Consider the following 22109-nt stretch of genomic DNA (forward strand, 5'->3'; position numbering starts at 1 on the left):
CGCGGTAGTTCTTGTCGAGCGTGGCTTGGCGCTGGGCGTGGATGGTCTCGACCTGGCCGGTGTAGACCTGCTCGGGCGTGAAGTTGGCCAGGCCACTGTGGTGGTGCTCGGCGGCGTAGCGACGCAGGTAGGCCTCGATCCAGGCGCGGGCCTCCTCGACGGTGGCGAAGAACTCGGGCATGTCCAGGTCGTACTTGATGGTCTTGAACAGGGCCTCGCTGAACGGATTGTCGTCCGATACGTGCGGGCGACTGAACGAGGCCTGTACGACCTGCTCGACGTCGTCCAGCAGCTCGGCCAGGTCCCTCGAACGCATCTGTGCCCCGTTGTCCGAGTGCAGGACTTTCGGGCGCCCGAACGCGGTGAACGCCTGCGCGAACATGTCCACCGCGTGATGACGTGACCCGTCTAGCTCGACCCTGAACCCGATCGGGAACCGGGAGTACACGTCCATCACCAAGAACAGCTGGTAGCAGGACCGGCCAGGGCCGGGCAGGGCGCTGATGTCCCAGGACCACAGCTGGTTCACCGCGGTCGCCGCGACCACCGGCGCCGGACGCCCCGACCCGCTGGCCCCGCCGTGCTGGGTACTGTGCTTGCCGCGGCGCCGGTCACCGGTCAACCCGGCCGCCGCGGCGACCCGGTAGAAGGTGCGTTCGCTGCACGCGACCAGGTCGGCGTCGAACGCCGTCCAGTACACCTGTTGCACCGACAGGTCCTGCCACTGCTCGCATCCCAGCAGGTCCAGGATGTTCTGGCGCTCTTCCTGACTCAACGCGGCCGGCTGTTCGCTGTCGACCCGGCTGCGGGCCGCCGCGTGGGCCTGCTCGTCCTCGACCCGGCCCTGCTGCTGCAGCTGGTGATACCAAGACGAGCGTGGCTGCGCGACCAGCTCGCACGCCCGGGCGGTGGGATACCCGCCCGCAATCAAGGCCGCGACCGCGTCATGGCACAACCCGCTCAGGTCACGTTGTACCTGGTCAACCACTTCTGATACTCGCTGACGCTCATCAGCGAGGGCGGGATCTGCGGGCCGGGCTCCTCGGGGGCGGCGCTGTTGAGCGTCTGCTCCAACAGCTCGTGCGCTTTTCCCATGATCACCAGACTCGCCTCAGCCGCAGCCAACCGACGACGCAGCTGTTCGTTCTCTCGCTCAGCGGCCAACAGCCTGGCCCGTTCCTCGTTGCCCATGCTCAACCTTCCAGGCTTGGATCCAGGACCCAGTCTGCCGTCCCGATACGCCTGCTCCCAGGCCCTAGCCGACCGATCATCCAGACGCCACTGCCGCAGCAGAGCCGCCCGCGCACCTCGCACTCCCGCAGCATCCAGCCACGCCCGCACGAACTGACGCTTCTCATCATTCGACCAAGACCGCTTACCCGTCGGAGTCCGACCCGGCATCCCATCACCCTCCTCGCCCAGAAACTGTCCAAGACGAGGCTGGCAGCCAACGCGTTCCCCAGGCTGATGCCTTTACCCCCGGCGGGTCTCAGCGGCGCAGGCGGCCGACGACCGGCATCGACTGCAGCTTGTCCCTCGCGTGCCCCGACTTCACGAAGGCCTCCGTGGCGTCCGTGCCCGCCTCGATCCCGTGGTGGCGACCCCGCTTCATCCACGACGGGAACCCACTCATGTCGTAGACGACGCCGTCCACGGCCAGGTAGCAGGCGGCGCCATCCGCGCAGGTCGCCGCCGTGAGCTGGTCGCCGGTGATGGTCACCGTGTCCAGGGTGTGCTGCTCGGTGCTGCTGACGGTGCGCTGCAGCTTGGTGGTGTCCCCGGCGTTCGGGTTGGGCTTGGAATAGGCATAGACGACCGCTGCCGCCACCGCGATCACGACGGCCAGGGTGATCCACATCCAGAGCTTCATGAGTGTCCTCTCCGCGATGAGACATGATGTCGCATCGCTGTCGTGAGACACTATGTCACATGACTCGCGTTCCGGCATCAGGGGGATCCCCGACCCGTCCCCGACGTCGTGGGGAGGACCCCGTCGCGGACCGCATGCTCGACGCGGCCCTCGCCCGCATCGAGGCCCAGGGCATGACGGTGAGCCTCGCCGATGTCGGCATGGAGGCCGTGATCGCCGAGGCCGGCGTCTCCCGCGCGACGGCATACCGCCGCTGGCCGAGCCGTGAGGCCTTCCTGGCCGACGTGCTCGTGGAGACCGTGCGGCGCACCTCCCTGATCCCCGAGACCGAGCAGGACCTCGTCCGCCTCCTCGAGGTCGTCGACGACCACCGGGCCGGCCTCGGCAGCGAGCAGGGGCGCCGGGACCTCGTCGTGGAGGCGCTCCGGGTCTCGGTCGACCTGGACGTACGACGCATCGTCGCCTCCCCGCGCTGGCGGACCTTCGTGTCGTTGGCGGCGACCTACCAGGGGCTGCCCGAGGGGGCCGTCCGTGAGGCGGTGGGGTCGGCGCTCGCCGAGGCGGAGGAGGCGTTCGTCGCCCGGCGGGCCGAGATTTACGCCAACCTCGTCGGGCTGATCGGTTATCGCCTGGCGCCGCCCCTGCAGGGGGACGACGGCTTCCGTGCGCTGTCCGGCGCGACCGGGGCGATGATGACCGGCGTGGTCCTGCGGGCCCTGCCGCGACCGGCGTGGCTGGACGAGCGGCATACGGCCCGCTTGCTCGGCGCGTCTCGAGAGGCGCCCTGGTCAGAGCCCGAGCGGCTGCTGGTGGGGCTGCTGCTCAGCCATCTCGAGCCGGACCCCGACCTGGCCTGGGACGACGCGACGATCGAGGGCCTCCTGGCCAGGCTCGAGGGTCAGGTCGCGGAGCTGCTGTCCCGTCCGTCACGGCCTGCAGCCCCCCGGTGAGACCCGCCCGCCGACCGCCCAGGACCGGCCGGCGGTAGAGGCATCAGCCTGGGGGACGACGGCCGGTCGATGCCTCTACCGCCGGCGGGACGGGGCGGAGGGCCACCAGACGCGGTCGCCGAGCTCGCGCACCAGCGCCGGCACGAGCAGCGAGCGCACCACGAAGGTGTCCAGCAGCACCCCGAACGCCACGATGAACGCGATCTGCACCAGGAAGCTCAGCGGCAGCACCCCGAGCGCCGAGAAGGTCGCGGCCAGCACGATCCCGGCACTGGTGATGACACCGCCGGTGACCGCCAGCCCGACGAGCACGCCCTCGCGGGTCCCGCGCTTGCGGCTCTCCTCGCGCACCCGGGTCATGAGGAAGATCGAGTAGTCGATCCCCAGCGCGATCAGGAACACGAAGCCGTACAGCGGCACGGTCGGGTCGAAGCCGGGGTAGTCGAGCACCCAGGTGAACAGCACCGCGAAGACCCCCATCGTCGCGGCGAAGCTCAGCACGTTGGCGAGGGTCAGCAGCACCGGCGCGACGATCGAGCGCAGCAGGATCACGAGCACCACGAAGACGACGAGCAGGATGGCCGGCCCGACCGTCCGCAGGTCGTGCACCCCGGCGTCGCGGGAGTCCAGGCCCTGGGCGGCGACGCCTCCCACGAGGGCCCCGTCGTCGATCGGGTGCACGACGGACCGTATGCCGCGCACGACGTCCTGCGCCTCCGGCGTGTCGGCGGCCGGTGTCGTCGTGGCCTGGAGCAGCACACGACCGTCGACCACCTTGGGCGGCGCGCCCTGACCGGGCCGTCCGCCACCCGTGCTCCCGGCCTGCTCGGTGAGCGGCACGACCGACGCCACCCCGTCGACGCCCTGGAGGGCGGTGGTGACCTGGGCGGCCTTGGCGGAGGGCACGATGACCTGCACCGGCGAGCCGGACCCGCCGGGGAAGTGCCGGGCCAGGGCCTTGTTGCCCGTGACGGACTCGACCTCGGTGGTGAAGTAGGTCGACTGGGGCGCACCGTCCGCGCGCAGCACGGGCACGAACGCCGCGCACACGGCGAGCCCCAGCGCCGACAGCACCCAGGCGCGACGCGGGTGGCGCCCGACCAGGCCGGCGACGCGGCCCCAGACGCCCCGCTTCGCACCCGCCGAGGTCGTGGCAGCAGAGCCGGCCTCGCCCGCCGGAGCCGCCGCGACCGCGTCCTCGGAGTGCACGTGGTCCACGCGGGGGATGGCCGGCCAGAAGATGCGCCGACCGGCGAGCAGCAGCACCGCGGGCAGGAAGGTGAGGGCGGCGAGCATGGCGCCCACGATGCCCAGGGCGCCGATGGGGCCGAGGCTGGCGTTGTTGCCGAGGTCGGACAGCAGCAGGCAGAGCAGCCCGAGGATGACGGTGCCGCCGGAGGCGACGATGGGCTCGACCGTGCCGCGCCAGGCGCGCCGCATGGCCACGCGGTGGTCCTCGTCGTCGTGCAGCTCCTCCTTGTAGCGCGCGACCAGCAGCAGCGCGTAGTCGGTCGCCGCGCCGACCACGAGGATCGACAGGATGCCCTGGCTCTGCCCGGACAGGGTGAGGTGGCCGCCCTCGGCGAGGGGATAGATGACCAGCCCCGCGGCGGCGAGCCCGAAGACCGCGGTGGCGAGGACGGCGAACGGCAGGACGGGGCTGCGGTAGACGACGAGCAGGATCACCAGCACCACGCCCAGCGCCACGAGCAGCAGGACCCCGTCGATCCCGCCGAAGGCCTTGACCAGGTCGGCCGTGAAGCCGCCGGGCCCGGCGACGTACGCCTGCAGGCCGCTCCCGGCGAGGACGGCGTCCCGCTGGGTGCGGAGCGCCTCGGCCACCGCGCCGACGGGCTTGACCCCGTCGATCTCGGTGTCGGTCTTGGTCGAGTCCACGCTGACGGGGACGAGCAGCGCCTTGCCGTCCGGGGAAGGGATCGCGACGGTGGGCCCAGCGAGCAGGGACTGCAGCCTGACCTGTGGAGCGCCGGGGAGGGTGAGCGAGGGGATCGAGTCGACATAGCTCTTGGCCGCGGCCCGGTCGGCGGCGGTGAGCCCGGTCTCGCGCTCGACCACGACGAAGAACGGCAGCGTCGACTGCTCCTGGAAGCGCTCGGCCACCTCGCGGGCCTTGGTCGACTCGGCGCTGGCGGGCAGGAAGGCCGCCTGGTCGTTCTTCTGCACCGAGGACAGGCCGCCGATCTTGGGGCCGCCGAGCCCACCGACGGCGAGCCAGGCGACGACCATCACCAGCGCGGCGAGCAGCCACCGGCCTGGTCGCCGTCCTCCGGTCCCGGATCGATGGGGGCGGTGGCGACCAGGCTGCGGGCTCATTCCACCAGTGAAACAAATGTCGCGTGGCGGCGCGCGCCGCCACGCGATCCTTGGATCCACCTGGGACGAGCCTGTATGCCGTCCGCGGCCCGGATGCCGTACGTCGCGAGCGGGCGGGCCCGGCATACGGGCTCGATAGGGTGAGGTCCATGACTGCACGCCACGACGGGCGCACGCCCGACCAGCTCCGCGACGTCCGCATCAGCCGCAACTGGCTCGACCACGCCGAGGGGTCGGTGCTCGTGGAGTTCGGGCGCACGCGGGTCCTGTGCGCCGCGAGCTTCACCGAGGGCGTGCCGCGCTGGATGAAGGGGCAGGGCCGCGGCTGGGTCACGGCGGAGTACTCCATGCTGCCGCGCTCGACCAACACCCGCTCGGACCGCGAGTCGGTCAAGGGCAAGATCGGCGGGCGCACGCACGAGATCTCGCGCCTGGTGGGGCGTTCGCTGCGGGCCGTGGTCGACCTGGACCAGCTGGGGGAGAACACCATCGTCCTGGACTGCGACGTGCTGCAGGCCGACGGCGGGACCCGGACGGCCGCGATCACCGGCGCGTATGTCGCCCTCGCCGACGCCATCGCCGGTGGGGTCACGAGCGGCGCGATCGCCAAGGGCGCCAAGCCCCTGCGCGACTCGGTCGCCGCCATCTCGGTGGGCGTGGTCAAGGGGGTGCCGGTGCTCGACCTGGACTACCCCGAGGACTCGACCGCCGACACCGACATGAACGTCGTCATGACCGGCGACGGGCGCTTCGTCGAGGTGCAGGGGACCGCCGAGGCCGAGCCGTTCGACAAGGCCGCGCTGGACGCCCTGCTCGCGCTGGCGGCCACGGGCTGCGAGCGGCTGACCGAGCTGCAGCAGTCGGCGCTCGACGCCACGCCGCGGGAGCGCGTGCAGTGAGCCGGATCGTCCTCGCCACCCGTAACGCCGGCAAGATCCGCGAGCTCGAGACGATCCTGCGCGCCTCGCTGCCGGACGTCGAGGTCGTGGGTCTGGGGGAGTTCCCCGACCTGGAGGACGTCGTCGAGTCCGGCGTGACCTTCGAGGCCAACGCGACGCTCAAGGCTTCCTACGCCGCGCGCATGACGAATCTGCCTGCCGTGGCGGACGACTCGGGGCTGGCCGTCGACGTGCTCGGCGGTGCCCCTGGCGTGTTCTCGGCCCGCTGGTCGGGCCGGCACGGCGACGACGCCGCCAACCTGCGGCTGCTGCTGGACCAGCTCGCCGACGTGCCCGACGAGCATCGTGGGGCACGCTTCCGGTGCGCCGCGGTGCTCGCCCTGCCGGGCGGCACGACCGTGTGCCGCGAGGGCGACTTCCCGGGAACGCTGACCCGAGAGCCGCGCGGCACCAACGGTTTCGGCTACGACCCGATCCTGCAGGTCGAGGGCCGCACCCGCACCGCAGCCGAGCTCTCCGCCGAGGACAAGAACGCGATCTCCCACCGCGGCAAGGCCTTTCGCGCGCTCGCGCCCGAGATCGCCCGCCTGCTGGCCTGAATCCTGCTGCGGCGTCGCAGGGCTCGGATCCCAGGGCTCGGGGCGCAGGTGTCGGGTCGCAGTCCAGGGGCGCAGGTGTCGGGCCCGGCCCCGCGTCGCGCGAGACGTCAGTCGTCGGCGCGGGTCACGCGCCCTCGACCGGACTTCACGTCCGCACGGCGCGACTTGGCGGCGAGGCGCCGGCGCTGAGATCCCTTGGTGGGCTTGGTCGCCCGCCTCGGTGGTGGTGGGGGAGCCAGGGCCGCGCGGATGCCCTCCGCCAGCCGGTGCCGCGCCGCCTGGCGGTTCTGGCGCTGGGACCGGTGCTCCGAGGCGTCGATCGTGATCACCCCGTCGACGAGCCGCGGCTCCAGGGCCGCGACCACCCGCGCCCGCTGCGCCTCGCTGAGGGCGGTCGAGGTGGCGGGCGCCCACGAGAGCTGCACGCGCGAGTCCGTCGTGTTGACGCCCTGGCCGCCGGGGCCGGACGCGCGCGAGAACCGCTCCGTCAGCTCCGACGCCGGCACCACGATCCCGCGGGGGATGCCCGGGCCGGAGGGGACGCGGAGGTCGGCGGTCGGCATACGACCACTCTCTCAGAGGTGCGCACGGCGGGACTCGAACCCGCACGCCGGAGCACAGGAACCTAAATCCTGCGTGTCTGCCAGTTCCACCACGTGCGCGGGGCCCGGTGCACGACGGCGGCCGGGCGGGAGGCCAAGGCTACTCGGCGAGGCTCAGGGCCTTGGACAGCGAGGCGACGTGCCCCTTGGCCTTGATGTTGTACTTCGCCAGCTCGACGCGGCCCTGCTCGTCCAGCACGATCGTGGAGCGGATCACGCCCTCGATCGTCTTGCCGTAGTTCTTCTTCTCGCCGTAGGCGCCGTAGGCCTTGAGCACGTCCAGGCCCGGGTCGCCGAGCAGGGGATAGGTGAGCCCCTCCTTCTCGCGGAAGGTCGCGAGCTTCTCCGGCTTGTCCTTGGAGATGCCGACGACCTCGTAGCCCGCCGCCTGCAGCGACCCCAGCGAGTCCCGGAAGTCGCAGGCCTCGGCGGTGCACCCGGGCGTCATGGCCGCGGGGTAGAAGAAGATCACGAGCTTGCGCCCGCGCAGGTCGCTCAGGGACACCTGCTCGCCCGTGTCGGAGGGGAGGGTGAAGTCGGGGGCCTGGTCACCGGGGTCGAGGCGGGGCATGGCGGATCCTTCCGGGCGGGCTGGTCGGGATGCAGCACGAGCCTACGGGGTATGCCGAACCCCAGCCGCGCAGGCGGATGCTCCGACGAGGGGCGCCCCACCTGCGTTATCGTCGACGCAAGACCTGCGTCCGCGCATCCCCCCACGCTAGGAGAGCATCGTGACCGAGCAGCCCAACAAGTCCGTGTCCGACCTCGAGTCCGACATCGCCAAGAGCCGTGAGCGCCTGGCCGCCACGATCGACGAGCTGGCCTTCCGCGCCCAGCCCAAGAACATCGTGGCCGACCAGAAGCGCCAGCTGCGCGAGACGGTCATGGCCAAGTACCACTCGCTGATGGGGACCTCCGCCGGCGCGACCACGGGGCCGAGCCGCTACTCCGCGACCACCACCACCACCCACGCCGACGCCTCCGTGGCCGACCAGGCCAAGGCCAAGGCCGAGGAGCTCAAGGCGACGGCGACGCTCAAGGCCGAGGAGCTCAAGGCCACCGCCACCGCCAAGATCGACGAGCTGAAGTCCCGGTCCGAGAGCCAGGGCCAGCACGCCGACCCGTCGTCGCAGACCTCCTTCGCGGACCTGAAGTCCCGCGCCCAGGTCAAGGCCGACCAGGCCCGGCTCAAGGTCGACGAGGCCACCCACGACGCCGACGGCGAGCTGCGCCTGGAGCGCGTCGCCACCGGGCTGGCCGCCGTGGGCGCCGTCCTGATCAGCCTGGGCGTCGCGCGCCGCAACCACGGCTGAGCCCGCACGTTTCCACTGTCGAGGTGACCCCGTCGCGACGGGGTCACCTCGATTTCATGTCGGCCCGCTGACCTGGTAAGGTCTTACCTCGTTGCGCCGCTAGCTCAATGGCAGAGCAAGTGACTCTTAATCACTGGGTTCGGGGTTCGAATCCCTGGCGGCGCACCAGAATGAACGAAGGCCCTGGTCATCCGACCAGGGCCTTCGTCGTGCCCGGCCAGTGACAGTCCTTCCTGGCGAGGATGACGCACGCCGCGATTGCACCCGATGTTGCACGCATGGAGACGGCGCATCACTGGCCCTCCCAATCGATGAAGGCAATCCACGCGAACTCACCGAGGGCGGCCGCCACGGCACCGTCCACCGCCCGCCGGCCGAGGTAGAAGTCCTGCGTCATTGACACGCGCGAATGCCCGAGCTGATCGGCGATGAACCGCGCGGACAGGCCCGACCCGTCGATCAGGGTGGCGACCGTCTTGCGGTAGGTGTGCGGCACGACCCAGTCGAAGCCGGCCCACGCGCGGACGGTCCGAAGTTTCACTCGACGTTGTTGCGGGCCCGCCAGCCGCCCCGAGCATCCGGGAAGACCGGACCATCACCCGTCAGGCGCCGGCGACGCTCACGCAGCAGGACGACGCACCACGGCGGCATGAGCAGGGTCCGCGCGGACGTGGTCGACTTCGGCGCCTTGGACACCAGGCCCTGACCCTTGACCCGATCCGCAGCACGCCCCGGTCGAGGTCCACGTCATCCCACGTGACCCCCAACGCCTCACCGATCCGCACACCGTCGCGAGCAGGAACCGCACGAGGTCCGGAAGGTCCTTCCGCCGGGCGAAGTCATCGCCGTCGAGGCAGCCAACCACCGGCGCAGCTCGCCCTGGGTCAACGCCCGGGCGCGCCCGTCCGAGGCACCCTCCAACGGCGTCGTCTCGCGCACCGGGTTGGCGCGCAGCGCGTCCTACCGCACCAGCCACGAGTAGATGCCCGAGACAACCGTGCGGCACCGCTTCGCCACGGCGTAGGAGTCCCGACGCAGCCGGTCCTGCATGAAGGTGTCCACCGTCGCCGACGAGAGCTCCGCCAGCCGCAGGGCACAGAGGTAGGGCAGCACGTGCAGCCGGAGCACCCGCCGATACAGATCCACAGTCGTCGCCGACCGGCGACCACGCGCCACGAGCTCGTCCACCGTGACCAGCCAGCCGGCGGCAGCCACGTGGAACGTGGTGTGCGCGGTGAACATGCCACCGCCCGCCTCCTACGCCTCCTGATAGGCGCGCAGGACACGACGGCGCATCTGCCTTGGACCGGCCCTTGGCGGTGACGCGCTTGCGCCTGCCCGTGCGGTCCCGGTAGTTCACCAAGGCCTGAATGCCCCCGTTCACGTCCCGGAAGAAGACCTCACCGCGCCCACCGAGGCCGAGACGAGGGCGGCTCACGCGCCCACGAGCTCAGCCGCCAGGGCAGCGACCCAGGCGCGCACGTCCTCGGGCCGATAACGCAGGTAGCGACCGACGCGGCGACCAGCCGGGCCACGGTCGAGGGTCCGCCACTGGTGGAGCGTCTGCTTCGGGATGCCCAAGTAGTACGAGACCTCGTCGATCGTCCACAGACGATCGTTAGGAAGGCCGGTCTTGGTGCTCACAATCAGTCCTTTCATCGGGTGGGGGAGTGGGTGCGGGTCTGGGCACGCCATTGGTCGTACTCGCGGGCGCGTGCGGCTGCGGCGGTGGCGAGGGTGGCGTCTCCGGGGCGTGGCCATCCGGTGCCGACGTAGGTCCACGACCCGACCACGAGGGTGGTTTCGTCCTCGTCGTCGGAGAGTAGCCGTGCTTCGAGGTCGCGGGTGTCCTGGGGACGGCCTTCGCGGGCGGTCTGGGCGGTGAGGCGTTGGAAGCGTTGCCGTGCGCGTCGTAGCCGGCCCAACGTCACGGAGTAGCGCCGGGGCTTGGTGGCGAAGTGGCCGCGGAAGCCGAGCATGTGGGCCCACTTCCCCATGAACGCGTAGGTGTCCCGGTCCGTCTTGGGATTGACGGCTCCGGCGGCGGATGTCTTGCCGAGGCGTCGTCGGGCGTCGCAGATGGCGGCGAGGAGGCCGAGGTGTCGGGCGTGCTCGGCGAGTCGGGTGAGGTGGGGTCGGTGGCCGTGGGCGCACAGGTCGGTGGCGTCTTTGGTGGCGTACTTGGCGAGGTAGCCGGCGACCTGCCCGGGGCTCAGCTCGTCCGAGGTCCGTAGGTGGTCCGGTCCTTTTGGGTGACGATGCGCACGTCGAGCTGCGAGCCCCCGGCGAGCGTCCGGGGGGTGTCCCAGGTAGCGGCCGGCGGGGCGGGGTACGTCACGCCGCCTGCGGCGTCGCGGACGACGTGGGGGAGCATGTCGCCGGTGATGGGCGCGGCCGAGCCGGGGCCGTCGGGTCCGTCGAGGCGGATGAGGGCGTGGAAGTGGACGGCGCCTCGTGCTTGGTACTCGGCGCGCTTGGCGAACTGCAACGACGCCACGTCCCCCAGGCGCGAGGGCGCGACGCCGAGGGCCGCGGCGAGGCGTCGCCGTATGGCGATGGCGGTGCCGCGCCACAGCTCGTGGGCGCGCCACTGCCACACCACGGCCGTGGTCCAGTCACAGCAGTCGACGCACAGGGGTGCGCCGACGGCGGGGTCTTCCTCGTCGTGCGCCACGTCGCACGCGAGGCGGTGGCCGTGGGGGCAGCGTTCGACCCGGTCGGACGAGCGGGGCCGGCACTTCCCACCGCCGGGGCGGGTGCCGTGGACGAGCCCGAACGACGGCGCGGTGAAGGTCGCGAAGATCAGGGGAGAGCGGGCGACGTCGGCGGGGAGGGTCTTGCCGCCGACGACGCCGGGGCGGATCAGCTCGAACGTGTCCCGGGCGTAGACGCGGGAGCAGGCGGGGCACCAGGAGGCGCGTCGGTTCCCACACGGCAGGAACACCTGCCCGAGCGGCGCGTCCGACGAGGAGAACGTCGAGAGGACCTCACCCGTCGCCTTGTTGACGGTCGAGGACGTGCCCGTGAGCGCCCGCACCGTCGACATCGTCCGGCGACTCATGCCGGTGCTGTACGTCCCGAAGCGGGGGATGGCGTCAGGGGCTCGGTCAGGCTAAGGGGCGCCATACCACGGTGATTCGCTCGGCGATGTGGTCGCCGGCCGGAGTTGGCATCAGCGTTCTGGGGTTACGCCCCGACGTTTGCAAGCACGGGCGCGGAACGCCCTAAGCCATTTCAGGGCGTGAGTTCCCTCAAGCGCGACCCGAGGCGCGAAAATCCTTCAACTGCAAAATGGCTCGTCGAATGGATCGGTAGTCGTCGGCCGGAACCTCCACGTAGGCCTCATCCTCGCTCTCCTCCTCTTCGGAGAGAACGGAGAATAGGCCTTCCGGTGCGCGGGCGGTGCTGATGAGCTCGACGTAGCACCCATAGTCCAAGGCGTAGACGTCGAAGCGGATGCCGGGCTGATCGTGAGCAGCCACCCCACGCTTGATGACGTGAAGGACCCGTGCATCGTACAGTGCATTGATCAGCGAGTCGGTACCCTCATCCTGTCGCAGAAGAAACGCCCTAGCCCGACGGGCGCCGATTACCTCGTCGATAACCCAATGGAGCAGCGCCCGGGCGGCCGGGTTCGAATTGATCGGGCGGTCTTTGTCCCGCAGGTACCATTTCCTGGCCGCGCCGCGAACGATAGGAACGCTCAGCAAGTCGTCGTCCGCTGTCTGTGCCGCAATCCGGATGATATTGATAGCGTCTCGGGGGACGCCTTCGGCGGCCCGCACTAACTCGTCGAATGCGTTTATCTGCGTGAAGGCTTCGCGGACAAATGCTTCAGCGTTTCGTGGCCCTCCCTCTAACTCTGGGAACTCAAGGCGCACATGTCGATAAAACAGTTCCCGGAAGAAGGCCGCGGCCTTGCTTGAATCGTTCCCAAAGACCATGAAATCGTCTAGGTCGACGTCTGCCGCAATATCTGGACCTAGCTCAAACCCGATGTAGCCAACGTTGCCGTCCATTTCGATGAAGTTGGACCGCTGCTCGATGGCGGCGACCTTAACGGTCACCCCGTTGACGACCATTAGCGAGCGCCGAAGCAGGTCGGCCAATAGTGGCTGAAGATCCATCGGCACGTCGCTCCACTCGTCCATGAGAACCCAGAGCCGACCGGGCAGCGCGGTCACCAGCGCGCCCACAGTCTGCGAGATTGCACCAAAGTGCACACGGTGGCGGATGGGGCCTCGCGCGGCGCTCCGCAGGTTGGTCGAGTCCTCGTGACTGGCGGTCGACTTGAAGTTGAGGGTTGCGGAGGGTGAGTCGGACAAGGAAAGGTTTACCCCACCCTCATTCGCTGTCCTTCCAACCGTCGAAGTCTTGGCCTCTACCTCGTGGTCCCCGGTCACCCGAACGTCGGTGAGAGCGTCGCCTAGTCGGTCAAGGTGCGTCATCGCGGCCGTGAAGTCTGCGTCTGACTCGTAACTCGCCTCCAACATTTCGTTTTGGAGGGTGTTGTAAACGTGTGACATGGTGTCGGCCAGAAGGCGCGTACCCCGCTCCGTCAGCGGAATGCTCGGATCGGCGTAAATACCCCCGCTTGAGCCGATCGTGCGCATGTCAACATAGGCGACCATGTCTCCCTGGGCCCGCACGCTCTGCGCTAGGTACTGCAGGACGTGCGTCTTCCCGGTCCCGCGACGCCCGTACATCACCTGATGGTCAAGGGACGAGAGGATCGTGAACAGCGAACCAGCGTCGACGAAAGTATTGACAAGAGTGGCGGGATCGTTCGCTTCAGCGCGCCGAACCAGTTGCAGGATGGCGTTGTTCATCGAACTCGTCATGGGATGACCCTAGGGGCAGGTATGCCCCCTTGCATCCCGAGCGCGCTGTCCGTTCACCTGCGGTGCTGCCCCTGACATGGAAACCTGGGTGCGGTCGGCTACAACTTACTGTTCTGGCTCAAGGCGACGCTTCGCGGCGCGGCGCCGGCCGCGCCAGCTCGCCGGCCCTAAGCACGACGAAGGGCGCCCCGTCCAGTCAGAACGAGGCGCCCTCACCCAGGACCGCTACAGCGGACGCCGCAGGAACGCCGTAAGCGCGATCATGCCGACGACGAACGTGACCATCACGACGAGGGCGGCCACCACGAACCCGGTCGCGTGTTCAAACCGAATGCCGGACACGAGGCAGACCGACAGCCAGCACAGCCCCATGACCAGAGCAACGGGCGACCTCAGCGGGGCCTTGCCGTCATCCATGCGCCCATCTTGCCCCGGGCTTCGCAGCCCGGACCCGCGACCCGACGCGATCCGCCGAAGTTGAAGCCACGCCGCACCGGCACGAAAAGCCGGCGGATCCCGCCGGACTGGGTGCGAGCTGACGCCGACTCTGCCAGCCAGTCGGCCGAGATCCGCGACGGGACACTTTCGGGGACACTTTGACGCGAAAACCAGCCACAACTGCCGACAACCGAGCATCGATCGACGGCCGCCCCTGAGCACGAAATCGCGCCTCTGAGACCAGTTCGACTGGCCCCCGATGGATATCACTGGCTTCGAGGTTCGAATCCCTGGCGGCGCACCAGATCCGAAGGGCCCGGTCCACTGGACCGGGCCCTTCGTCGTGTCCGGGGCGCCGCCGTCGCGCGGGTGCCCCTTCCCCGAGCGCGACGGCAGGGCTACCATGGCCAGATGTGACGCGGGTCACATGCTCGAGGCCGGGGAGGATCTCATGGACCGCAGCTCGCCCCAGGGATGGCGTCCGATGCTGTGCGCGTTGGTGGCCGCCGTCCTCGCCGCCGCGGTCCTGGTGCAGCTCCCGACCGTCACGGCGGGGGCGGCCACCACCCCCACGGTCGTGACCCTCACCTTCGACGACGGCGACGCGGACCAGCTGGCGGCTCAGCGGACCATGCGCGCTGCGGGCCTCGCCGGCACCTTCTACGTGGTGTCGGGGTGGGTCGGGGCGCCCGGCTACCTGTCGCGAGCGGACCTGACGGCGATGGCGGCCGACGGCAACGAGATCGGGGGTCACACGGTGACCCACCCGGACCTCGTCCAGATTCCGGCCCAGGAGGTCCGTCGGCAGATCTGCAACGACCGGGCCACGCTCGACGAGTGGGGGTTCCGTCCGGTGAGCTTCGCCTACCCGTTCAGCGACGCCAACCCCGCCGTGGAGCAGGCCGCCAAGGACTGCGGCTACACCACCGCCCGTGGCCTCGGCGACGTGCGGAGCCCCTTCGGCTGCTCCGGCTGCGTCCGGGCCGAGACGTCCCCGCCGCCCGACCCCTACTACCTTCGCGCGCCGGACCAGGTCGACGCCCGCTGGACGCTCGCCGCCCTCAAGAGCCAGGTCACGGCCGCGGGCACGCGGTCGGGAGGATGGGTGATCCTGACCTTCCACCGCGTCTGCGCTCCGCTGGGCACCGCGGATTGCCCGGCCGACCGCTCGGTCACCCCGCAGGTCTTCGGCCAGTTCACCACCTGGCTCGCGGCCTACGCGCGGACGGCCTCCAACAACACCACGGTCCGCACCGTCGACCAGCAGGTGCGGGCCTACCTCGGTGCCGCATACCCCGCCTACTCCGTCCCCGTCCCCGTGCCGGGGACACCACCGACGCAGCCGGGGGTCAACGCCCTGACCAACCCCTCGCTCGAGGCCGTCGACGGGTTCACCGGCTTCCCCTCGTGCTTCCAGCCCGGCGGCTGGGGGACCAACACCCCGAGCTGGGCCCGCAGCACGGCGAGCCGCACCGGCGCGGCCGCCGAGCAGCTGACGATGACGGGGTACCAGGACGGGGACGCCAAGCTGCTGCCCACGCTCGACCTGGGCACCTGCTCGCCGTCGGTGGTGCCGGGTCGCACCTACGAGGTCAGCACGTGGTTCACGTCGACGGCCGTGTCCCAGATCGCGCTCTACTACCGCGACGGGTCCGGCGCCTGGCGCTACTGGACGTCCAGCCCCTGGATCGCGGCCGCCCCCACCTGGCAGCGCGCGGCCTTCACCACCCCGCCCGCACCGGCGGGGGCGACCGGCCTGAGCTTCGGTCTCGCGCTCATCGCGAACGGCGTGCTCACGACGGACGACTACGCCCTGACCGAGGTCCCGGCCACGTCCCCGACAGCGACCCCGTCCGCGCGCCGGCTCGTCGTCAACGCCCCCAGCCTCGGCGCCACCCCCGGCCGTCGCCCGACGCGGGCGAGACCGGCGCAGGCCACCCCGCAGGGCGCCACCACCTTGCGACGTCAGGACGCGGCAGCCAGCACCTACGTGCCGGGACCGGGTGAGGTGCCCGAGGGCACGCGCATCGCACCGGCCACCCCCCTCGCGCGTCGGTGAGGGTGGGCCGTCACCTCGCGGCGGGCAGGGTCGGCATCCGCACGGCCACCGTCCTGATCGCGATCGCGTGCGTCGGGCTGCTGGCTGTGGCGCTCGCGCGGATGGCCGTGGAGCGGCCCCCGAGCTCCGGAGCCTCGGCGCCCCCGACTCGGGCGTCCAGCGCAGGCACCCCCACCGCAGCCACCCCCACCCCTCGCGGGCCGGGCACCAGCGCCGCGGCCGGCATCGGCAGCACACCGCCCGGGTCGGCGGCCCCCTCTCGTCCGGTGGCGCCCAGGCGCAACGTCGCGCCGCCGCCCCGACGCACCTACCCCTGGCACACGGGGATCACCTCGACCACCTTCTGGGTCGGCGAGATCTTCGACCCGACGGCGCCGGACGGGTCGCAACGCATCTCGACCTACGACGCGCGCTGGTTCGAGCACTACGGCGGCTGCGACGGCGTGGTCGTCGCCGGGGAGTGCCGCACCGAGCGCCGGACGGCGGCGGCGGGGTGGTTCCCGACCCGGATGACGCCGCGGGAGAACCCCTTCTACCTCGACGTGCCGTTCGACGACCTCAACGGCCCCGTCGGGTGGGAGAGCCGGTGCCGGGTCGTGCCCTGGGCCGACAACCCGGGGTACGCCGGGCGGTGCACCGACCGGTCGTTCTCCTACCTCAAGAACCGCTGGGTGCGGCTCGTGGGACCGAACGGCGCCACGTGCTACGGGCAGGTGCAGGACGCCGGACCGGGTGAGTACCACGACGCCGCCTACGTCTTCGGGCACGCCGATGCCCGCCCGGCCAACCGTCGCTACGGCGGGGCGGGGATGGACGTGTCGCCGGCGCTCAACGGCTGCCTGGGCTTCGCCGAGCTCGACGGCGACACGGACCGGATCCGGTGGCAGTTCGTGGAGGCCTCGGAGGTGCCTCGTGGTCCCTGGACGCGTCTGGTGACCACGTCCGGGGTCACGACGGACTGAGCGCGTATGGCGTCGCGCGGGTCACCGACTCGCGTCGGTCCGCCATACGGTCTGCGGCAGGTCCCAGATCGACGGGTCCTCGCGCCCGAGCCGCCACAGAGCGACCCCCGACACCTGGTGGGCGGAGGCGAGCCGCAGCTTCTCTCGCACGCTGCGGGCGTTCTCGTACCACACCTCGTGCCGGGCACCGCCCTGCTCGTAGGCCAGGTGCGGCGACTGGCTGGCGACGTCCCACAGCTCGTCGCTGCGGCGCACCTGCGCCTGCTCCGTGATCTGCCGCCACGTCAGCACCTGCGTCCTCGGCCCTCCCCAGTCGTAGCCGAACAGCCCGACACCGAGCACCAGCTTGTCGCGAGGCACCTGCGTGACGGCATACCTGATCACCCGGTCCACCCAGTCCGCCGGCCCGATGGGCCCGGCGGGCCCGGTCTCCCAGTGCCAGTCGTAGGCCATGAGGACGACCCGGTCGGCGCTGGCGCCCAGCGCCCGGTAGTCCTGGGCGAGGTTGCGCACGTCGTAGCCGGCGTCGGTCTCCTTGGCGTGCACCGTCACCCACAGCACCCGGCCCCGGTCGTGCAGCCGCTCGGCGAGGGCGCGGACGGTGGCGACGTAGGCGTCCCGCCGCCGCGGCGGGACGTTCTCGTAGTCCAGCTGCAGCCCGTCGTAGCCCTGGTCCTCCACCAGACGGACCAGGGCCTCCACGTGCGCACCCCGGCGGCTCGGGTCGGCCATCACGGCGCCGATGGTGGCCTCGTCCCACAGCCCCGCGGTGGTGTTGGCGACGGTCGGGATGATCTGCAGGTCCAGGTCACGCAGGCGCTGGTTCAGCGCTCGCTCGGAGTCCGTGCTGAGCCCGGGTTGCAGGACGGGGCGACCGTCCTCGCTCACCCCGTAGGACCAGGGCGAGGCCACGGTGACCGTCCCGGGGTGCCTGGCCAACGTGTCGAGGGCGTCCGCCTGGTCCCAGTGCGGGATGGCCCCCATGACGAGGGGCCGGTCGCCGCCGAGCCACCCCCGGGGGCGCCACGGGCTCACGGCCGCCACCAGCACACCGACGGCGAGGACGACCAGGGCCACGGCGGCCAGCACGTGGGCGCGCGGACGCCGGCGAGGCCGCCGTGTGGCACGGCTGCGGTCCCCGTCGGCCATCCGTCCCTCAGCGCGTCCGACCGGAGTCGGCGGGCCCGGCCAGCGCGACCTCCTCCGCGCGACCGGCGGTCATCGGCGCTGGGGAGGGCGCCGGCGCCGGGGCGGTGGACCGCCGTCGCTGGTCGGCCGCGACGAGCCGGATGATCTCGTCGATCCCGGTCCGGGCCTCGAAGCCCACGAGAGCGCGGGACTTCGCGTTGTCCGGCACCCGCCGGCGCATGTCCTCGTAGCCCGGCCCGTAGGCCTGGTCGTACGGGACGAGGACGATCTCGCTGCGGCTGCCCAGGACGTCGATGATGCGTGCGGCGAGGTCGAGGATCGAGATCTCCAGCGCACCACCGAGGTTGAAGGCGTCGCACCGCGACGCGGGCGCCTCCTGGATGGCCACCATCGCGGGCACCACGTCCCCCACGTAGGAGAAGCAGCGGGTCTGGTGGCCGTCGCCGTAGACCGTGAGCGGCTCGCCCCGCAGCGCCTGCCCCACGAGGTTGGGGACGACCATCCCGTAGCGACCGGTCTGGCGCGGCCCCACCGTGTTGAACAGCCTCACGATGGAGACCGGCAGGCCGAACTCCGTCCAGTAGGCATGCCCCATGGCCTCGTCGAGCCCCTTGGCGGCGGCATAGCTCCAGCGGGACAGCAGGGGTGAGCCAAGGGTCATGTCGGCATCCTCCGAGAGGGCGTCGGCGGTGTTCTTGCCGTAGATCTCGCTGGTGGAGGTGATGAGCAGCTCGGCGCGCTCGGCCAGGGCGGCCTCCAGCACCGTCTCGGTGCCGTGGATGTTGGTGCGCAGGCTGGTCAGCGGGTCGTCGACGATCCGGTGGACCCCCACGGCGGCCGCGAGGTGAAAGATGCGGTCGGCGTCCCGCACCGCCTCGCGCACCACGGCCTGGTCGAGGACGCTGCCCCGCAGGAACGTGAACGCGGCGCAGGCCGACGCGGCGTCCAGGTTGGTGAGGGACCCGGTCGACAGGTCGTCGAGCACGACCACCTCGTCGCCCATCGCCAGCAGGTGGTCCGTGAGGTGGCTGCCGATGAAGCCGGCGCCTCCGGTGACAACGGTGCGCATGGTCGTGCCTCTCGTGGTGGGGTCAGAGGGTGTCCCACCCGTGCGACGACGCGAGCCGGAAGGTCGCGTCCAGCACGAGCGGGACATCGGTGGTCCAGGACAGGTCGTCCTCGGCGTGGTGGCACACGAGGACGGCCAGCTCGGGGGAGTGCTGGGTCGGTGACTCCAGGCCGTATGCCGTGCTGCCGTCCGCCAGGCGGATGCTGGGCACGAGCGGGTCGTAGAACGCTACGTCGGCCCCGGCGTCGCGCAGCCCGGCGTAGATCTCGAGGGCAGGGGACTCACGCACGTCGCTGACGTCCGGCTTGTAGGCCACTCCACTGACCAGGACCCGTGTGCCCGGGAGCCCCCGTCCGTGGTCGGACAGGACCTCCCGCACCCGGTCGACCACCTGTCGGGGACGGGACGCGATGCTCGCCATGGCCTGCTCGGTGACGGGGGTCCGCATCCGGTGTCGCCGCAGCTGCCACAGCAGGTAGTGCGGGTCGCAGGGGATGCAGTGCCCACCGACCCCGGGGCCGGGGTAGAAGGGCATGAAGCCGTAGGGCTTGGTCGCCGCCGCCGCGATGATCTCCATGACGGGCAGGTCGAGGACCCGGCACACGTCGGCGAACTCGTTGGCGAGGGCGATGTTCACGGCGCGGAAGGTGTTCTCCACCAGCTTGACCATCTCGGCCGCGGCGGGGGACGGCACGGGGTGGACCCGGGCGGCGTAGCCACCGAGCAGCGCCGAGGCGCGCCGCGCGCACTCGTCCGTCACACCGCCGACGACGCGGGGGACGTCCTCCAGCAGGTGCACGTCGTTGCCCGGGTCGATCCGCTCGGGGCTGAAGGCCACGAACACGTCCGTCCCCGGCTCGAGGCCCCGGGCGCGCAGGGGCTCCACCAGCAGGTCGGCCGTGCACCCGACGTAGGTGGTCGACGTCAGCACGAGGACCTGGCCCGGCCGGGCACGCTCGACGACGGTGCGGCAGGCCCCTCGCAACGGCCCGAGGTCGGGGACGAGGTGGTGGTCGATCGGCGTGGGGACGCAGACGATCACGGCGCCGGCCTCGGCCAGGCGGCTGGGGTCGTCCGTGGTGACGAGGCCGCCGCCACCGTCGTCCTGGTCTGCGACCGGCTCCCTGCCCTGGCCGACGACGTGCGCCTCGGGCAGGCGCAGGAACCTCGACAGCCGCTGCCGGTCACGCGGGAGGAGATCCGCCTCCCCGGCGGCGATCGCCGCCAGCCGCGCAGGGCTGGCGTCCAGCCCCAGGACCGAGTGGCCGGCCGCCGCGAACGCCAGGGCAGTGGGGAGCCCGACATAGCCGAGACCCACCACGGCGACGTCGTGGGCGGGGGAGGGGCCCGGCTCGACGATCCTGAGGATGGGGGCCGGGGCGGCGTCAGGGGTGGGGGCGGCGTCCGGGGTGAGCACGACAGCGCTGGCGGACGGGGGTGCGGCGGCCAGGTCCGCCGGTGGCTCGTCCCTGAGGTCGATCAAGCTCATGCGGGCACCTCTTTTGGTCGTGTGCACGACGGCAGCGGACCCCCGGGGCGGCGTGCTTGGCGAGTGACTTTCGTCACATCTGTCCCTGTTTGCGCAGCGTATGGAGGGACTCGCGCGGTGGTCAACGATCCTGCGACCGCCATCCCCCGTGGGGGTGCCCGCGGCGACGCACCGCGACGGACGGTCGCGCTCGGCTCACCGTCAGCGTGGTGTCGAGGCATCCATGACCTGGCGGCGGGCGGGGCTGACCCATCGTCCGGTGGATGGTGCGGCCCAGGCGCGACCCAGCGCGGTCAGGCACAGGGCCGCATCGAGGATCCGCAGGAGGGGGAAGGCCACGGCATACAGCAGGTAGGACGCTCGACGGGTGCTGACCGCGGCCAGGACCGACAGGATCAGGTCCGGGAGCAGCACCCCCAGCAGCACGTCCCTGACCGTGAGGAGGCCACCGAGCCAGACGAGCCACCCGGGAGGACCGGCCACGGCACCGGCGAGCGCGCTCGCCAGCAGGCTGCACGCCAGCAGGGGGACGACGAGCAGCCACACGAGGGACGCGACCACCACCTCCACCACGAAGGCGCCCAGCGCCGTCCAGAACACACCGCGGTGCAGTCCGTGCAGGCGCACCGTCTGCCAGAAGCCGAGCATCCACCGGCGCACCTGGTGGCGGTAGTCCCGCAACCGGTCGGGGTCCTGCGTGTAGGCCGTCGCGGACCGCGGGTGGAAGTCGATGCGGCCGAGGCCCTTGCGATGCACCTCGAAGGTCATGTTGAAGTCCTCGATCACCAGTCCCGGCGCCGCCACGTCGATCTCGCGCAGGGCGCTGGTGCGATAGAGGCTGGCGAAGCCGGGGACGATGGGCACGGCGTTGGCCGCGCGCGCGGCCTGGCCGTACTTGAGGAGCAGCTGCACGGCGACGTAGAGGCGCTCGCGGTAGGCGACGAGGAGGCGCCCGAGCAGGGTCGGGGAAGGCGGGTCGAACAGGGTCCGGGCGCGCCCGGCGACGGCCACCACGTCGGGGTCGGCGAGGTGCGGCAGCGCGGTGGACAGGTAGTCGTCGGCCGGCTGGGTGTCGGCGTCGAGCAGCATCACGACCTCGTAGCGGTCGCAGAGGCCGAAGTGCTCGATGCCGGCGGCGAGGGCGCCGGCCTTCCCGCGGTTGGGGTGCAGGTCCAGGACGTTGACGCCGCAGGCCCGGGCGAGCTCCGCGGTGCGGTCGTGGGAGCCGTCGCTGACGATGTGGATCTGCTGGGGCGGGACCAGGGCCGAGGCGCTGCGGATGGTCTGCTCGATCACGAGCTCCTCGTCGTGCGCGGCCACGAGGACCGCCACCTGGTCCAGGCCCGGCGGGTCCGTGTGCGCACGGTGGGACCCCTGATGCGTGCGGCTGGTCGTCCTGCGTCGCCCGGCCACCAGACGGCCGACACCGACCAACGACCACACCGTCGTGGAGATGCCCACGACCAGCACGGCCAGCACCAGACCGGTCATCCGTCACCGCCTCGGTCCCGCCGCCGCGACCATGCCGGACGGCC

Annotated in this window: 24 protein-coding genes and 2 tRNA genes; 7 read left to right on the forward strand and 19 right to left on the reverse strand. The window is 71.3% G+C overall.

The annotated features are described in order from the left end of the window. From K313_RS0110660 to K313_RS23945, 3 genes are all read right to left on the reverse strand, one after another. A partial coding sequence (locus K313_RS0110660) for a DDE-type integrase/transposase/recombinase (protein ID WP_034252856.1) occupies nt 1–931 on the reverse strand: 931 nt, incomplete at its 3' end. A gap of 29 nt (nt 932–960) precedes the next feature. After that, the gene (locus K313_RS22395; protein ID WP_019291286.1) at nt 961–1191 is read right to left on the reverse strand and encodes a hypothetical protein; all 231 of its coding nucleotides are present in this window, start codon (nt 1189–1191) and stop codon (nt 961–963) included. Between the two features lie 298 nt (nt 1192–1489). After that, entirely contained in the window at nt 1490–1870 is a 381-nt protein-coding gene (locus tag K313_RS23945; protein ID WP_029211609.1) for a cytochrome b5 domain-containing protein, read from the reverse strand. A 59-nt stretch (nt 1871–1929) separates the two neighbouring features. On the opposite strand from K313_RS23945, the gene K313_RS0110675 reads away from it, so the two are divergent. Then, nucleotides 1930–2820, forward strand: a complete 891-nt coding sequence (locus K313_RS0110675; RefSeq protein WP_029211610.1) for a TetR/AcrR family transcriptional regulator — start codon at nt 1930–1932, stop codon at nt 2818–2820. Between the two features lie 75 nt (nt 2821–2895). Here K313_RS0110675 and K313_RS0110680 read toward each other — a convergent pair whose 3' ends face one another. Further along, on the reverse strand, nt 2896–5154 hold the full coding sequence (locus K313_RS0110680; protein WP_029211611.1) for an MMPL family transporter: 2259 nt from the start codon (nt 5152–5154) through the stop codon (nt 2896–2898). Nucleotides 5155–5303: 149 nt separating this feature from the next. On the opposite strand from K313_RS0110680, the gene rph reads away from it, so the two are divergent. Next, nucleotides 5304–6053, forward strand: a complete 750-nt coding sequence (gene rph, locus K313_RS0110685) for a ribonuclease PH (protein WP_034252850.1) — start codon at nt 5304–5306, stop codon at nt 6051–6053. Continuing rightward, the gene (locus K313_RS0110690; protein WP_029211613.1) at nt 6050–6652 is read left to right on the forward strand and encodes an XTP/dITP diphosphatase; all 603 of its coding nucleotides are present in this window, start codon (nt 6050–6052) and stop codon (nt 6650–6652) included. Before rph ends, K313_RS0110690 begins: the two co-directional genes overlap by 4 nt. A gap of 107 nt (nt 6653–6759) precedes the next feature. On the opposite strand, the gene arfB is transcribed toward K313_RS0110690, so the two are convergent. The 3 genes from arfB to bcp form a co-directional block, all read right to left on the reverse strand. Then, nucleotides 6760–7215: an alternative ribosome rescue aminoacyl-tRNA hydrolase ArfB gene (arfB, locus tag K313_RS0110695; protein ID WP_029211614.1), complete on the reverse strand. Its 456-nt coding sequence runs from the start codon at nt 7213–7215 to the stop codon at nt 6760–6762. Nucleotides 7216–7234: 19 nt separating this feature from the next. After that, nucleotides 7235–7314: transfer RNA gene (locus tag K313_RS0110700), tRNA-Leu, on the reverse strand. 40 nt (nt 7315–7354) lie between these two features. Continuing rightward, on the reverse strand, nt 7355–7825 hold the full coding sequence (gene bcp, locus K313_RS0110705; RefSeq protein WP_029211615.1) for a thioredoxin-dependent thiol peroxidase: 471 nt from the start codon (nt 7823–7825) through the stop codon (nt 7355–7357). 160 nt (nt 7826–7985) lie between these two features. Here bcp and K313_RS24230 point away from each other — a divergent pair, with 160 nt between their 5' ends. Together K313_RS24230 and K313_RS0110715 are read left to right on the forward strand one after the other, a co-directional pair. After that, nucleotides 7986–8567, forward strand: a complete 582-nt coding sequence (locus K313_RS24230) for a DUF3618 domain-containing protein (protein ID WP_029211616.1) — start codon at nt 7986–7988, stop codon at nt 8565–8567. A 93-nt stretch (nt 8568–8660) separates the two neighbouring features. After that, nucleotides 8661–8735: transfer RNA gene (locus K313_RS0110715), tRNA-Lys, on the forward strand. Nucleotides 8736–8859: 124 nt separating this feature from the next. On the opposite strand, the gene K313_RS24235 is transcribed toward K313_RS0110715, so the two are convergent. The 8 genes from K313_RS24235 to K313_RS0110750 all read right to left on the reverse strand — a co-directional run bounded on the left by K313_RS24235 (nt 8860) and on the right by K313_RS0110750 (nt 13825). Next, the gene (locus K313_RS24235; protein WP_205621850.1) at nt 8860–9063 is read right to left on the reverse strand and encodes a site-specific integrase; all 204 of its coding nucleotides are present in this window, start codon (nt 9061–9063) and stop codon (nt 8860–8862) included. A 41-nt stretch (nt 9064–9104) separates the two neighbouring features. Next, nucleotides 9105–9263, reverse strand: coding sequence for a hypothetical protein (locus tag K313_RS24240; RefSeq protein WP_205621851.1), 159 nt, complete (start codon nt 9261–9263; stop codon nt 9105–9107). A 264-nt stretch (nt 9264–9527) separates the two neighbouring features. Continuing rightward, nucleotides 9528–9809 (reverse strand): hypothetical protein, encoded by a 282-nt coding sequence (locus K313_RS23515; protein WP_029211618.1) that lies wholly within the window; start codon nt 9807–9809, stop codon nt 9528–9530. 192 nt (nt 9810–10001) lie between these two features. After that, nucleotides 10002–10211 carry a helix-turn-helix transcriptional regulator gene (locus K313_RS0110735; protein WP_029211619.1) on the reverse strand — a complete coding sequence of 70 codons (210 nt, stop codon included), beginning with the start codon at nt 10209–10211 and terminating at the stop codon, nt 10002–10004. Nucleotides 10212–10222: 11 nt separating this feature from the next. Beyond that, nucleotides 10223–10876 (reverse strand): replication initiator, encoded by a 654-nt coding sequence (locus K313_RS24795; RefSeq protein ID WP_338021329.1) that lies wholly within the window; start codon nt 10874–10876, stop codon nt 10223–10225. After that, nucleotides 10780–11628, reverse strand: a complete 849-nt coding sequence (locus K313_RS22420; protein WP_156911323.1) for a replication initiator — start codon at nt 11626–11628, stop codon at nt 10780–10782. The genes K313_RS24795 and K313_RS22420 overlap by 97 nt, the downstream gene beginning before the upstream one ends. 190 nt (nt 11629–11818) lie before the next feature. Further along, a complete protein-coding gene (locus tag K313_RS0110745; protein ID WP_029211620.1) occupies nt 11819–13408 on the reverse strand; it encodes an ORC-CDC6 family AAA ATPase in 1590 nt (529 codons plus the stop codon). A gap of 225 nt (nt 13409–13633) precedes the next feature. Next, nucleotides 13634–13825, reverse strand: coding sequence for a hypothetical protein (locus tag K313_RS0110750; RefSeq protein WP_029211621.1), 192 nt, complete (start codon nt 13823–13825; stop codon nt 13634–13636). Between the two features lie 472 nt (nt 13826–14297). Here K313_RS0110750 and K313_RS22425 point away from each other — a divergent pair, with 472 nt between their 5' ends. Then, nucleotides 14298–15905 carry a polysaccharide deacetylase family protein gene (locus K313_RS22425; protein ID WP_169516836.1) on the forward strand — a complete coding sequence of 536 codons (1608 nt, stop codon included), beginning with the start codon at nt 14298–14300 and terminating at the stop codon, nt 15903–15905. Next, the gene (locus K313_RS0110765) at nt 15902–16867 is read left to right on the forward strand and encodes a hypothetical protein (protein ID WP_156911325.1); all 966 of its coding nucleotides are present in this window, start codon (nt 15902–15904) and stop codon (nt 16865–16867) included. The genes K313_RS22425 and K313_RS0110765 overlap by 4 nt, the downstream gene beginning before the upstream one ends. Nucleotides 16868–16888: 21 nt before the next feature. Here the strand turns inward: K313_RS0110765 and K313_RS0110770 are convergent, their stop codons facing one another. From K313_RS0110770 to K313_RS0110785, 4 genes are all read right to left on the reverse strand, one after another. Beyond that, a complete protein-coding gene (locus tag K313_RS0110770; protein ID WP_029211625.1) occupies nt 16889–18016 on the reverse strand; it encodes a glycosyl hydrolase family 18 protein in 1128 nt (375 codons plus the stop codon). Nucleotides 18017–18023: 7 nt separating this feature from the next. Further along, nucleotides 18024–19085: a GDP-mannose 4,6-dehydratase gene (locus K313_RS0110775; protein WP_029211626.1), complete on the reverse strand. Its 1062-nt coding sequence runs from the start codon at nt 19083–19085 to the stop codon at nt 18024–18026. Between the two features lie 22 nt (nt 19086–19107). Beyond that, nucleotides 19108–20574, reverse strand: coding sequence for a nucleotide sugar dehydrogenase (locus K313_RS0110780; RefSeq protein WP_029211627.1), 1467 nt, complete (start codon nt 20572–20574; stop codon nt 19108–19110). Nucleotides 20575–20775: 201 nt separating this feature from the next. Continuing rightward, nucleotides 20776–22065, reverse strand: a complete 1290-nt coding sequence (locus K313_RS0110785) for a glycosyltransferase family 2 protein (protein ID WP_029211628.1) — start codon at nt 22063–22065, stop codon at nt 20776–20778. Between the last annotated feature and the right edge of the window lie 44 nt (nt 22066–22109).

Origin of the sequence: Arsenicicoccus bolidensis DSM 15745, assembly GCF_000426385.1 — a bacterium.
In the GTDB taxonomy this organism is placed as follows: Bacteria; Actinomycetota; Actinomycetes; order Actinomycetales; family Dermatophilaceae; genus Arsenicicoccus; species Arsenicicoccus bolidensis.